The following is a 12,056-nucleotide window of genomic DNA, read 5'->3' on the forward strand; positions in this document are numbered from 1 at the left end:
ATCGACGCAGCAGTAAAGTTCTTCTAAATTAAACATGCCTGAGGATCTCCACGATTTTGTTTTCTTTGACAAAAACTTTGATCGTGCCTCAGGCACTTAGTTCCCTTCTTAAGCAAACCTCAGGTTATCTATGCTCCCGGGGATTCATTCCCTTGCCGCCGCGATGCATCTTGAAATCCATAGGGTATAGAGTGATTAATTTGATGAAGCTTGGACAAATCAGAGTCATTAAGACAACGAATCAAACCAATGCCCCATAAATCGTCAGTAAAGCAACGACAACAATGATAGAAAAAGTCACCTTTTTCGCCAATATCACCGCTGCAACAGGCGTTTGAATTGAATCAAGATGAGGCCCGCGACTTAATGAAAACTGAGCAAGCTGACAAAGCACTTTATATTGTGAAGTTCTTAAATCACTAAGAGAAGCAACCCACGCCGGTAAAGCCCGTTCACCATGCCCTAATAAAGCATAGGCAACGCCAGCCAGACGAGCAGGAACCCAATCCAACCAATGCAACAAGCTGTCAACACCAGATTGCGCTCGCTGAACCGAAGTACCATATAGCGCTAACCATCCCTGATAAGCTCTCAAAAAGCCATATCCCATCAAAATAACCGGACCTAATTTACCCGCTATAATCAACCAAAAAATCGGCGCCAGATAATAGCGAAAATTTATCCATAGCAACGCATTTTGTATCTCTCGCAACATATTCTCTTTGCTAGCATCAGAGGGTAAACCATGAATAATTGCGAGACGCGTAAGATATTCCCTTTGTTGTTCCCTATCATCCTGATGAACAGTACGAAAATATTCACGATAATCATGCCGTAAGCGCCCCGCTCCGATGCACAGCAAACAAATAAACACCCATAACACCAGTTCAAAAATGCCGAACATAAAATCATTTAATATTTCAATCAATACCCATGTAATTAGCATGACTACTAACGTCATTAAAAGGCTTTTCCATAACGAAAAGGATTTCATACCGGTAAATAATGGCTCAAGACGGTGCTCCAATTGCCAATGGTCACCCATTTTAAAAACTCGTTCCCACGCCAACACTAACAACAGTATAAAGAGAGTCATTCTTTCTGCTCCTGTAACAATTGCTGGTAATGTATCCAATCGAAATAAAGTCCCAGATCAATTTTTCTTCCCAGAACAACATTATTATAGCTAGTGATATGCTCTTTTATATCCAGCCCTTCCTATATACCCGTTATCTTTCAAGTTGCCTCTTTGTTGGCTGCACTCACTCACCCCAGTCACATAGTTCCCGGGGATTCGCTCCCTTGCCGTCGCGATGCATCTTGAAATCCATAGGGTATAAATCATTATGTCAGTACAACAAAATTTTCCTGGAGATAAACTATTTTCCTGGAGACAAACTAATACGATGAATAACCAATAAAACGGTTGCTCACCCTGTGGGCACAAATCGTGTGAAAGAAATTTTCTAACTCAATTCATCATGCAACCACATTTTTTCCTTTCCTTAATCTAGATGATAAAACCAAGATAGTAGTTGTTCACTACACAACAGGATAGCATGTTAAGATCATTAATATTGTTATCACCTCTGGAGCTTTTTAATGACAAAACAAAATTACAATGTAGATCAGCGCCGTGCAGTTCTTATGGAACACTTGCAGAATGACATTCCTGCCAGTGTAACCCTCGCACTAAAAGAAGATCTGGGCGGAAATACAAATTTCACCTCTGATATTACCGGCCAATTAATTCCCGCAGATAAACAAGCCACCGCTGTCATTATCACTCGGGAAGATGGCATTTTCTGTGGACAACAATGGTTGAATGAAGTTTTTACTCAATTAGGCGACCAAATCTCCATTGAATGGTTAGTCAAAGATAGTGATACGATTACAGCTAATCAAAAACTTTGCATATTACGAGGCCCAGCACAGATATTACTGACCGGTGAACGCACCGCCCTTAACTTTATTCAAACTCTCTCTGGCGTTGCAACGGAAGTCAGTCATTATGTTCACCGTCTTACCGGTTTAAAAACTCAATTACTTGATACACGCAAAACGCTACCAGGACTACGCACAGCCTTAAAATATGCCGTACTTTGCGGAGGTGGTAATAATCACCGCCTCGGATTATTCGATGCTTTCCTTATTAAAGAAAACCATATTATTGCCAATGGCTCTATTAAACAGGCAGTAGATAAAGCTCGTTATTCTCACCCTGATGTCCCTGTTGAAGTCGAAGTAGAAACGCTAGATGAACTCATTCTGGCACTCAAGGCTAATGTTGATATTATTATGCTAGATAATTTTACTATCCCAATGATGAAAGAAGCCGTCGCTATCACATCAGGAAAAGTCGCTTTAGAAGTATCCGGTAATATCACCCTGGATACTCTGCACAGCTATGCTGAAACAGGTATCGATTTTATCTCTGTTGGAGCACTCACCAAACATATTAGAGCATTAGATCTCTCAATGCGCTTTCAGTAATTATACCCGTTATCTTTCAAGTTGCCTCTTTGTTGGCTGCACTCACTCACCCCGGTCACATCGTTATCTATGCTCCCGGGGATTCGCTCCCTTGCCGTCGCGATCCATCTTGAAATCCATTGGGTATAGCAATAATGATATTGATGGTGGTGCAAATCAGCAATTAGTTACTCACAAATTTGCGAACACCACCGTAAATATTTTTGCAAACCTTGCAATTCAGAAATTCTTTTTCGAGTCAATTCTATAACCTTTATACATCCTGTTTCATTTTTTCCTCTTTCCTTCATTCTCTATATCGCAATACCACAACACGGAGAAAGAATATGAAACAACAAGGATTTACTTTAATGGAGATCATGGTTGCTATTGCTATCATTTCCATCTTAAGTGCCATTGGTATTCCTAGTTATCAGGGATATATTCAGAAAGCCGCTTTAACAGATATGCTACAAACTATTGTGCCTTACAAATCAGGTATAGAGCTTTGCAGTTTTGAAGCTGAAGATTTCATAGGTTGCAATACAGGAATACCATCAATTCCCAAAGGTCATAACAGCAGATATATCGGGAGTATTTCAGTTAAAAATGGAGAAGTGATCATTAACGGGCAACAGAGTCTTAAAAATCTCAGCGTTACATTAAAGCCGATACAAAATACACAAACAGGTACAATTAAATGGAATAATAAATGTGAATCAACAAATAGTTCATTAAAGAGCCGTTGTCAGGAAATATTTGAATTTTAATTCATTACCCTTATCAATACATATTTACACAGGAAGCAATCAATAATGAACTCACTTTCAACGGCAGAAAACACATTGATGGAAAGAGAAATTCATGATATTTGTCAACGCCACCAATCTGTTGTAATAAAAAAAGATGATAATACGATAACAATTGCCAGCAGCGAATTACCCAATGATGATTTATTATCAGCATTACGTTTTATTTCCGGATGTATTGTTAATGTAGAAATTTGGCCACTGGCAAGGATCGAATCAGTATTACATCAAAATATTTCACTGAATCATGTACCAGAGGAAAAATCCTCTCTATTACCACTTAAAGCTGATATCAATACAGATGAAAATGATGCCCCCGTCATTCAACTTATTAATCAAACTTTATTAACTGCAATTCAGCGGCGTGCATCCGATATTCATTTTGAACCCTTCCAACAGGGTTATCGTATCCGTATCCGGGTTGATGGCGCATTACACCTCTTGTCTTCGCCATCTCATCAAATGAATGCAAGCATTGCCGCACGCCTTAAAATAATGGCGAAATTGAATATTGCTGAAAAACGGTTACCTCAAGATGGACAATTTGATTGGTCTGACACCCGACACAACTATGCTATCCGTATGGCGACTTTGCCAACCATACACGGAGAAAAAGTTGTGCTTAGAATATTAAATACAATGCAGCAATTATCGTTAGATCAATTAGGTATTCCTGACCCATTATTGAATCAGCTCCGACAAAAACTCGCATTACCACAAGGAATGATTTTAGTGACTGGTCCAACGGGTAGTGGAAAAACCGTAACTTTATATAGCTGCTTACAATATCTGGATCAGAATAAAAAGAATATTTGTAGTGTAGAAGATCCCGTCGAGATCCCACTGAATGGCATTAATCAGACACAAACTAATAGCAAAATCGAGCTCAATTTTGCCAAAGTATTACGGGCACTATTACGCCAAGATCCTGATGTCATTATGGTAGGAGAAATACGTGATGGCGAAACAGCCGAAATTTCAGTAAAAGCGGCACAAACAGGTCATTTGGTTCTTTCTACATTACATACTAATTCAACCATAGATACATTATCGCGCCTACAAAATCTGGGTATTTCAGGTTATATGGCTGCTTCTTGTATCAAATTAATTATCGCCCAACGACTTGTCAGAAAATTATGTCTTCATTGCCGCAAGCAACAAACAGAAGAAACCATTATTAATATTGAAAATAATTCTCTATTTATTAAGCAATGGTTAGCAGTTGGTTGTGAGCATTGTTTCTCCGGTTATTATGGCCGAACGGCTATTTATGAATTCTTAGAAATAACTTATGATATTCAACAAATATTATCAGAACAGAATCCTAAAAATGTGCAAAAAACCATTATGGCTCAAAGAAAAGACACTTTACTTTCATCAGGTGTTTTATTAGTGGAACAAGGTATCACGACATTAGAAGAAATTTATCAAGTCACAGGTCAGGAATAATAATGAAAATTCATTATCTTTATAATTGGCAAGCAGTGAACAACAAAGGCGAAATATCAAAAGGGAAATCACTATGTGATAACAGGAAAGTTTTATATCATCAGCTTATTCATTCTGGATTGCAACCTTATAATATAAAATGTGAAAAATTGATATTTTATCATCAACAACAAATTGCCTACCGTTTGAATTTCATTCGTCAATTGGCAACACTATTATCATCAGGAATGCCATTACTGAATTGCCTCAACATTCTTATTCGAGAATGTGCTCATCCATTATGGCACTGTGTATTATTAGATATTAGCAAGAAAATTACCCGTGGAGAATCATTTTCATCCTCATTAAAAAATTATCCATTTCTATTCCCACCTTTATTTTGTCAACTTATTTCTGTTGGTGAATTAACCGGGCAATTAGAAGTCTGCTGTCAATTATTGGTTAAACAACAGGAGCAACAAGATAAGTTACAGAAGAAAATAGCAAAAGCACTACGTTATCCTCTGATTATTACCATTGTTGCCAGCATCATTATTTTATTGATGCTTATTTTTGTTTTACCTGAATTTGAACATATTTATCATTCATTTGATGCACAACTTCCTCTGCTCACCCGCAGTTTATTAATCACTTCCAACTGGCTGATTCAATACGGTGGCTATGGTGTTACTGGATTAATTATACTGTTCCTATTTTATCTACAATTACGTCAACGCCATACAATATGGATTACTCGTGAAAAAAATCTAATGTTACGTTTACCCGTTATTGCAAAATTAATTAGTTGTCAGCAATTAGGACAACTTTTCCATATTCTGTTTATGACACAAAAAGCCGGCCTAACACTCACCGCAGGGTTAGACAGTGCTATTGCATCAATAAATCATCCGGTATTTCTGCAAGCGACTAAATTCTTACGATCTCAAATTAATCAAGGGGTACCAATGAGCGAAACACTGAAACAACAATCTTGTTTTCCTGCTCTGTGTCAGCAGTTTGTCAGTGTTGGTGAAGAATCTGGCAATCTGGAGCTATTATTAGGCAATCTCGCTAATTGGTACCAACAACAAGCATTGGAGATTTCTGATAATATGACCCAGTTACTAGAACCAATACTTATAGTCATAATAGCAATTATTGTCGGTACGCTATTGCTCGCAATGTATTTACCCATTTTTCAACTGGGTACAATACTCACCTAAAGCAAAAATGATTCTGTCGCTTTGTCTCTAGGTCATCTGCCCCCTTTCGGTTACAATCCCGAAATAGTATCAAGTAATATTAAGGGATAGGATGACTTATATTATTGCACTCACAGGTGGGATTGGCAGCGGTAAAACCACCATCGCCAATGCTTTTGCAGCGCTTGGTGTTCCTCTTGTTGACGCAGATATTATTGCCAGAGAAGTCGTTGCTCCTGGAACGCCTGCCTTACAAACCATTTCAGAACACTTTGGTCATGACATATTGACACCCGATGGTAACCTTAACAGAGCACTGTTACGCCAGAAAATATTCACAAACAATCAAGAAAAACAGTGGGTTAATCAACTTCTTCACCCTCTAATACATCAAGAAACCCGACGGCAATTAGAACAGATAACGGCACCTTATGTTATTTGGGTTATTCCATTATTAGTCGAAAATAATTTAAGGCATTTGGCAGATCGGATTTTAGTCGTTGACGTTTCACCTGAATTACAAATCAGCCGGGTAGCCACTCGTGATGGTATTAGCAACCAACAGGTTGAAAATATTTTGGCTGCCCAGGCATCCCGTAGCGAGAGGCTGGCTTATGCCGATGACATTATCTCAAATCATGATAACGTACAGGCAATTGCTCCTCGTGTTGCCGAACTACATCAACAATATTTAAAGTTAGCTGGATCAGCCAGGCAGGATAATCATGATGAGTGACACAACTTCTACAATCATTTTTGAACACCCACTGAATGAAAAAATGCGGGCATGGTTGAGAATTGAATCTTCTCTGCAACAACTCACCAGTCAACGCCATCTAGACTCACTAGCAAGCAGCCTCGCCTTCTTCCGCACTGTGACTGAGCTACTTGAAGTGCTAGAACGAGGGGAAGTACGTTCTGAATTGCTAAAAGAGTTAGAACGCCAACAGGCAAAATTAAAACAATGGGCTGAAATACCCGATGTTGATATTAATATCGTCAATAGTTTCAGATTAAAATTGAAAGAGCGAGCTATCGCATTAAGTAAAGCTCCACGGCTGGGGCAATTCCTCAAAGAAGATAAAATTATCAGCCTGGTGCGCCAGCGTCTCAGTATTCCCAGTGGCTGTTGTGGTTTTGATCTACCCACCTTACATCTATGGCTTCACTTACCACAATCACAAAGAGATAAAATGGTCGCATTCTGGATTGATAGTTTGCTACCTCTCCAACAAGCCCTGGAAAGTATTTTAGAACTCATCCGCCAATCTGCTATTTTTCGTTCAGAAATCAGTAAAAACGGTTTCCATCAGAATACAGCAGAAGGCGCAGATTTACTAAGATTACGTTTGCCATTAACACCTTTATTGTTTCCCCAAATTTCCGGTCATAAGACCCGCTTTGCTATTCGTTTTTTACCATTAGATAGTGAAAAAGGCTCCGTGCCAGCTCATTTACCATTTGAATTGGCATGCTGTTAATATTACGAACTAATTATCAGGAAAATTATTATGTCTGAATTACTCACGATTGAATGTCCAACATGCGGTAAGACTGTGGTTTGGGGAGAAATAAGCCCATATCGCCCATTTTGCAGTAAACGCTGTCAATTAATTGACTTAGGCCAGTGGGCAAATGAAGAGAAACGGATACCAAGCCAAAGTGAAAACTCCGATAGTGATGATTGGAGTGGACAACCTGAGCAATAATAAATAGCCGCGTTATTAATAATGCGGCTATTGACAACTCAAGCAGTAAGTAATGCAACAATGCTGCGATTAGCAGGCGGGAATTCATCAGCAATTAAATCTTTCTGTAATACCCACCGAGAAAGTTGCTCTTCTTTACCGAAAGGTTCATTTTCCCATTCATCCACCAAGAAGAAATACAGAGTAATCAACCTGTCAGGAAAATCATGTTCAACCGTTTTTACCAGCTCATAATGAGTAACTGTAATACCAATTTCTTCCTGTAACTCACGTATTAAAGCCTGTTCAGGCGTTTCTTCTTTCTCAACTTTCCCACCAGGGAATTCCCAGAAACCACCCATATGGGCATCAGCATGACGCTGAGTAATAAAAATTTCATGTTGCGTATTTCTGATAATCCCAGCGGCTATATGCAGGCGTTTCTTTTCCATATTACCCTTACTTCTTCATCTATTTTTTTGATTGCTCAACAACTAAATGCTATATCCAACGTTGCTCACTTAAAACTAACAGTAAAAAGGCGGTTTCCCGCCTTTTCATTGTTACTGCAAGCGCCCGTGGCAATGTTTATATTTTCTACCCGATCCACAAGGACAAGGATCATTACGGCCTACTTTACGAGCTCCACTGGCAATCTGAGCTTCTGTTGTAGACATCAATGCGCCTTTTTCAACCTCATGGCTTAATTGCTGTTGCCTTGCCAAGCGTTCAGCTTCCGCCCGGCGCTGTTGCTCCAATGCCTCTACTTCCTCCGGCAATCTCACTTGAACTTTGCTCAATGTACTAATCACTTCATATTTCAGCGATTCCAGCATGTTTGCAAACATAGCGAAAGATTCACGTTTATATTCCTGTTTTGGATCTTTCTGAGCATAACCACGGAGATGGATCCCCTGACGTAGGTAATCCATTGCTGCCAGATGCTCTTTCCACAACATATCCAGAGTCTGCAACATGATACCTTTTTCGAAATTACGCATCATTTCAATGCCAACAATCTCTTCTTTACGTTTATAGACTTCAACAGCCTGTTCAAGGATACGCTCACGCAACGTCTCTTCGTGTAACTCAGGCTCTTTATCCAACCACTCTTTGATCGGCAACTCTAAATCGAAATCAGTCACTAAACGTTGCTGCAAACCTTCCACATCCCACATCTCTTCCAGAGATTGAGGGGGAATATAAGCATCGATGGTTGCTTTAAATACATCTTCACGAATGCTACCAATGGTTTCACTAACATCACTCACATCCAGCAAGTCGTTACGCTGAGCATAAATAGCACGGCGCTGATCGTTAGCAACATCATCGTATTCTAACAATTGTTTACGTATATCGAAGTTACGGCTCTCCACTTTACGTTGAGCATTAGCAATGGCTTTGGTTACCCACGGATGTTCAATCGCCTCACCCGGTTTCATACCCAGTTTACGCATCATGCCAGTGACACGATCAGAGGCAAAAATACGCATCAGTGAGTCTTCCATTGATAAATAGAAACGGGATGATCCCGCATCCCCTTGACGCCCGGAACGCCCGCGTAACTGATTATCAATACGACGAGACTCATGACGCTCCGTACCGATAATATGCAAACCACCCGCAGCCAGAACCATGTCATGACGCTCCTGCCATGCGGTTTTAATCTCTTCAATCTGAGCTTCTGTGGGCTCTGTCAATTTAGCAATTTCTGCCTGCCAACTGCCACCCAGCACAATATCTGTACCACGACCAGCCATGTTAGTCGCAATAGTTACCGCACTCGCCTGACCCGCCTGAGCAATAATATCCGCTTCCATTGCATGAAATTTGGCGTTAAGTACGTTGTGCTCGATACCCGCGTTAGTCAGTTCACGGGAAACCAGTTCAGATTTTTCAATAGAAATAGTTCCCACCAATACAGGTTGCCCCTTGCTGGTACGTTCTCGGATATCTTCAATGATAGCTTCAATTTTTTCAGCTTCGGTCATATAAACCAGATCTGGCAAATCATTACGGATCATTGGACGGTTTGTCGGAACCACAATGGTATCAAGCTTATAAATAGAGCTAAACTCAAACGCTTCTGTATCTGCCGTACCGGTCATACCCGCCAGTTTTTTATACAACCGGAAGTAGTTTTGGAAGGTAATTGAAGCTAACGTTTGGTTTTCATTCTGAATTTCTACACCCTCTTTAGCTTCAACAGCCTGATGCAATCCATCAGACCAGCGACGCCCCTGCATAGTACGGCCCGTATGCTCATCAACAATAATGACTTCACCCTCTTTCACGATATAGTCAACATCACGGGTAAACAGCGCATGGGCACGTAGTGCGGCTGTAACATGGTGCATTAACATGATGTTAGTGGGTGAATACAGAGATTCACCTTCTTCCATCAATTTCACTTCCACTAACAATTGCTCAACCAGAACCAGACCGCGTTCTGTCAAGTTAACCTGACGGGATTTCTCATCAACAGAAAAGTGGCCTTCTCCCTGGAAAGTCTCTGAATCTTCTTTTTCCTGGCGAATCAGTTTAGGGATCAGCTTATTGACCTTGATATAAAGTTCAGAGCTGTCTTCCGCCGGGCCGGAAATAATCAATGGGGTACGCGCTTCGTCAATCAGAATGGAGTCAACCTCATCCACCAGCGCATAATGCAATTTACGCTGAACACGCTCTTCCGGACTAAATGCCATGTTGTCACGAAGATAGTCAAAGCCATATTCGTTGTTAGTACCATAGGTAATATCCGCCGCATATGCCTGGCGTTTAACGGGTGCCGGCATACCTGGCAGGTTAATACCAACACTCAATCCCAGAAATTCAAACAATGGGCGGTTATTTTCGGCATCACGCTGCGCCAGATAATCATTCACAGTGACTACGTGAACACCATGCCCAGTTAATGCATTCAAATAAGCAGGCAAAGTCGCTGTCAGTGTTTTACCTTCACCAGTGCGCATCTCCGCAATACAACGTTCATTCAGAACCATACCACCCAGTAACTGAACGTCGAAATGACGCATAGCAAACACGCGCTTACTTGCTTCACGTACTGTTGCAAACGCTTCAGGTAACAGATTTTCCAGCGATTCGCCTTTTTCCAAACGGGAACGGAATTCGGCTGTTTTACCCTTCAATTCATCATCAGACAATTTTTCAAACTCTGGCTCCATGCGGTTGATGACATCAACAACTTTACGCATACGGCGCAGTGTACGGTCATTACGACTACCAAAAACCTTTGTTAATAATTTAATCAGCATAGTTAATTACATCTCAGATAAGGCCGTTATCTCGCAGCCAGCAAATAGTTATTTATTTCGAAAATTTGTAAAAAAACGAAGATTCAGAGGTAAGCAGTAGGACCTGCACGGATACCTTGGGCTTTAGCAATCCAAAACGTCGGAGTATAAGAAGATTGTGATGCAACATTCAGGAACAGTATATCTAAGACTGGTTCAGGTGGCTTAGGTTCCCGAACTAATAGTGTATTCAGGGTTTCCAGAACAAGCTGCTGAATACTGCAAGAACTTAACCGGATACTTTGTTTTGCTGTTTCATCGCTCATAGGTTGCGAAACAGAAAAAGCAAAAGAAAGCTGTCTTATCACGTTACGTACAGCATGTTGTTGCCAGTAATTAACGCCATTGGCTGGCTGGTGTTGAACATTCTGCAATGAGAATAGATTATCAAAAGCCGATAAAGCCTGATTTTGCCAACTCTGGCTAGGCGAGGTATTAGCTTGTGAAATATTATCGGTAACACCCGCTAAAATGGTAGGAACGCCAATACTTGCCGCAACCACCCCTAATAACAGATGTGACCAGAAATAACGTCTGCCAAATTGTCGCCAAAGATTTAGAATACCCATTAATCCTTCATCATACCGGAGCTACTTTCATTATGCGCGATAGCCGCCCACAATCATTAGATGTTCTTTTTGAAGACGCCGCCGCCGTTGAGAAAAGCCCGCTTCATGTTATCCAGCAACGTGCCGTCGCTTTGTTAAAACTTAACCGTGCCGTTGTCAGCTTGCTTCCCGCACAATTACATCCGTGGTGCCGGGTCGCTAATTATCGCAAACAAATTCTGGTACTGGAAGCAGGAAACGCCAGTTGGATGACCAGATTACGTTACGAGCTGCCAACGCTGCTTTCTACACTAAGAAGCGAAATTCTACCATCATTGTCATCTATCGACATCAGGATTAACCCATCACTCATGATTAAGCATGGCAATAGTGCGCAGAGCTTCGCAAAAACGATGAGCGATGATCATAAAACTTTACCGACACGTCAGTTAAGTCAAGAGAGTGCGAAAGAATTAATAATGCTAGCGAACCGTAGTCCAAAAAAGCTGAAGGAAAGATTAGAACGACTAGCTGCACTGGCCGGAGAGAGTGCCAGTACAGCTAAAACGACTAAGCGATAACGCTAAATAAATTT

The 12,056-nt window shown here is 40.7% G+C and carries 12 protein-coding genes; 8 read left to right on the plus strand and 4 right to left on the minus strand.

The annotated features are described in order from the left end of the window. Positions 1–241 precede the first annotated feature (241 nt). Positions 242–1,096, minus strand: coding sequence for a beta-lactamase regulator AmpE (ampE, locus tag AACQ83_RS15725; protein ID WP_112878531.1), 855 nt, complete (start codon positions 1,094–1,096; stop codon positions 242–244). A gap of 506 nt (positions 1,097–1,602) precedes the next feature. Here ampE and nadC point away from each other — a divergent pair. The 7 genes from nadC (at position 1,603) to yacG (ending at position 7,620) form a co-directional block, all read left to right on the plus strand. Beyond that, complete coding sequence (gene nadC / locus AACQ83_RS15730) at positions 1,603–2,493, plus strand: carboxylating nicotinate-nucleotide diphosphorylase (protein WP_112878532.1); 891 nt, start codon at positions 1,603–1,605, stop codon at positions 2,491–2,493. Positions 2,494–2,819: 326 nt separating this feature from the next. Beyond that, on the plus strand, positions 2,820–3,242 hold the full coding sequence (gene ppdD / locus AACQ83_RS15735) for a prepilin peptidase-dependent pilin (protein WP_112878533.1): 423 nt from the start codon (positions 2,820–2,822) through the stop codon (positions 3,240–3,242). A gap of 45 nt (positions 3,243–3,287) precedes the next feature. Further along, positions 3,288–4,730: a type II secretion system protein GspE gene (gspE, locus tag AACQ83_RS15740; protein WP_112878534.1), complete on the plus strand. Its 1,443-nt coding sequence runs from the start codon at positions 3,288–3,290 to the stop codon at positions 4,728–4,730. A 2-nt stretch (positions 4,731–4,732) separates the two neighbouring features. Beyond that, positions 4,733–5,932: a protein transport protein HofC gene (hofC, locus tag AACQ83_RS15745; protein WP_112878535.1), complete on the plus strand. Its 1,200-nt coding sequence runs from the start codon at positions 4,733–4,735 to the stop codon at positions 5,930–5,932. A gap of 91 nt (positions 5,933–6,023) precedes the next feature. Further along, positions 6,024–6,647 (plus strand): dephospho-CoA kinase, encoded by a 624-nt coding sequence (coaE, locus tag AACQ83_RS15750; RefSeq protein ID WP_112878536.1) that lies wholly within the window; start codon positions 6,024–6,026, stop codon positions 6,645–6,647. Beyond that, positions 6,640–7,392: a cell division protein ZapD gene (gene zapD, locus AACQ83_RS15755; RefSeq protein WP_112878537.1), complete on the plus strand. Its 753-nt coding sequence runs from the start codon at positions 6,640–6,642 to the stop codon at positions 7,390–7,392. Before coaE ends, zapD begins: the two co-directional genes overlap by 8 nt. Before the next feature lie 30 nt (positions 7,393–7,422). Continuing rightward, positions 7,423–7,620, plus strand: a complete 198-nt coding sequence (gene yacG / locus AACQ83_RS15760; RefSeq protein WP_011147806.1) for a DNA gyrase inhibitor YacG — start codon at positions 7,423–7,425, stop codon at positions 7,618–7,620. Positions 7,621–7,658: 38 nt separating this feature from the next. On the opposite strand, the gene mutT is transcribed toward yacG, so the two are convergent. The 3 genes from mutT to secM all read right to left on the minus strand — a co-directional run bounded on the left by mutT (position 7,659) and on the right by secM (position 11,482). After that, positions 7,659–8,051, minus strand: coding sequence for an 8-oxo-dGTP diphosphatase MutT (gene mutT / locus AACQ83_RS15765; RefSeq protein ID WP_112878538.1), 393 nt, complete (start codon positions 8,049–8,051; stop codon positions 7,659–7,661). Positions 8,052–8,162: 111 nt separating this feature from the next. Continuing rightward, positions 8,163–10,874 (minus strand): preprotein translocase subunit SecA, encoded by a 2,712-nt coding sequence (gene secA, locus AACQ83_RS15770; protein ID WP_112878539.1) that lies wholly within the window; start codon positions 10,872–10,874, stop codon positions 8,163–8,165. An 83-nt stretch (positions 10,875–10,957) separates the two neighbouring features. Beyond that, positions 10,958–11,482: a secA translation cis-regulator SecM gene (gene secM, locus AACQ83_RS15775; RefSeq protein ID WP_112878540.1), complete on the minus strand. Its 525-nt coding sequence runs from the start codon at positions 11,480–11,482 to the stop codon at positions 10,958–10,960. 32 nt (positions 11,483–11,514) lie between these two features. Here secM and AACQ83_RS15780 point away from each other — a divergent pair, with 32 nt between their 5' ends. Further along, on the plus strand, positions 11,515–12,042 hold the full coding sequence (locus AACQ83_RS15780; protein ID WP_112878541.1) for a DUF721 domain-containing protein: 528 nt from the start codon (positions 11,515–11,517) through the stop codon (positions 12,040–12,042). Positions 12,043–12,056 lie beyond the last annotated feature (14 nt).

This window comes from Photorhabdus sp. S10-54 (genome assembly GCF_963878145.1).
Classification (GTDB): domain Bacteria; phylum Pseudomonadota; class Gammaproteobacteria; order Enterobacterales; family Enterobacteriaceae; genus Photorhabdus; species Photorhabdus kayaii.

What these genes read in the sequence shown, in the direction of transcription:
- secA (WP_112878539.1), bottom strand. Translation starts at nt 10,874, where the DNA reads ATGCTGATTAAATTATTAACAAAGGTTTTTGGTAGTCGTAATGACCGT.
- yacG (WP_011147806.1), top strand. Translation starts at nt 7,423, where the DNA reads ATGTCTGAATTACTCACGATTGAATGTCCAACATGCGGTAAGACTGTG.
- secM (WP_112878540.1), bottom strand. Translation starts at nt 11,482, where the DNA reads ATGGGTATTCTAAATCTTTGGCGACAATTTGGCAGACGTTATTTCTGG.
- nadC (WP_112878532.1), top strand. Translation starts at nt 1,603, where the DNA reads ATGACAAAACAAAATTACAATGTAGATCAGCGCCGTGCAGTTCTTATG.
- coaE (WP_112878536.1), top strand. Translation starts at nt 6,024, where the DNA reads ATGACTTATATTATTGCACTCACAGGTGGGATTGGCAGCGGTAAAACC.
- gspE (WP_112878534.1), top strand. Translation starts at nt 3,288, where the DNA reads ATGAACTCACTTTCAACGGCAGAAAACACATTGATGGAAAGAGAAATT.
- AACQ83_RS15780 (WP_112878541.1), top strand. Translation starts at nt 11,515, where the DNA reads ATGCGCGATAGCCGCCCACAATCATTAGATGTTCTTTTTGAAGACGCC.
- ppdD (WP_112878533.1), top strand. Translation starts at nt 2,820, where the DNA reads ATGAAACAACAAGGATTTACTTTAATGGAGATCATGGTTGCTATTGCT.
- mutT (WP_112878538.1), bottom strand. Translation starts at nt 8,051, where the DNA reads ATGGAAAAGAAACGCCTGCATATAGCCGCTGGGATTATCAGAAATACG.
- ampE (WP_112878531.1), bottom strand. Translation starts at nt 1,096, where the DNA reads ATGACTCTCTTTATACTGTTGTTAGTGTTGGCGTGGGAACGAGTTTTT.
- zapD (WP_112878537.1), top strand. Translation starts at nt 6,640, where the DNA reads ATGAGTGACACAACTTCTACAATCATTTTTGAACACCCACTGAATGAA.
- hofC (WP_112878535.1), top strand. Translation starts at nt 4,733, where the DNA reads ATGAAAATTCATTATCTTTATAATTGGCAAGCAGTGAACAACAAAGGC.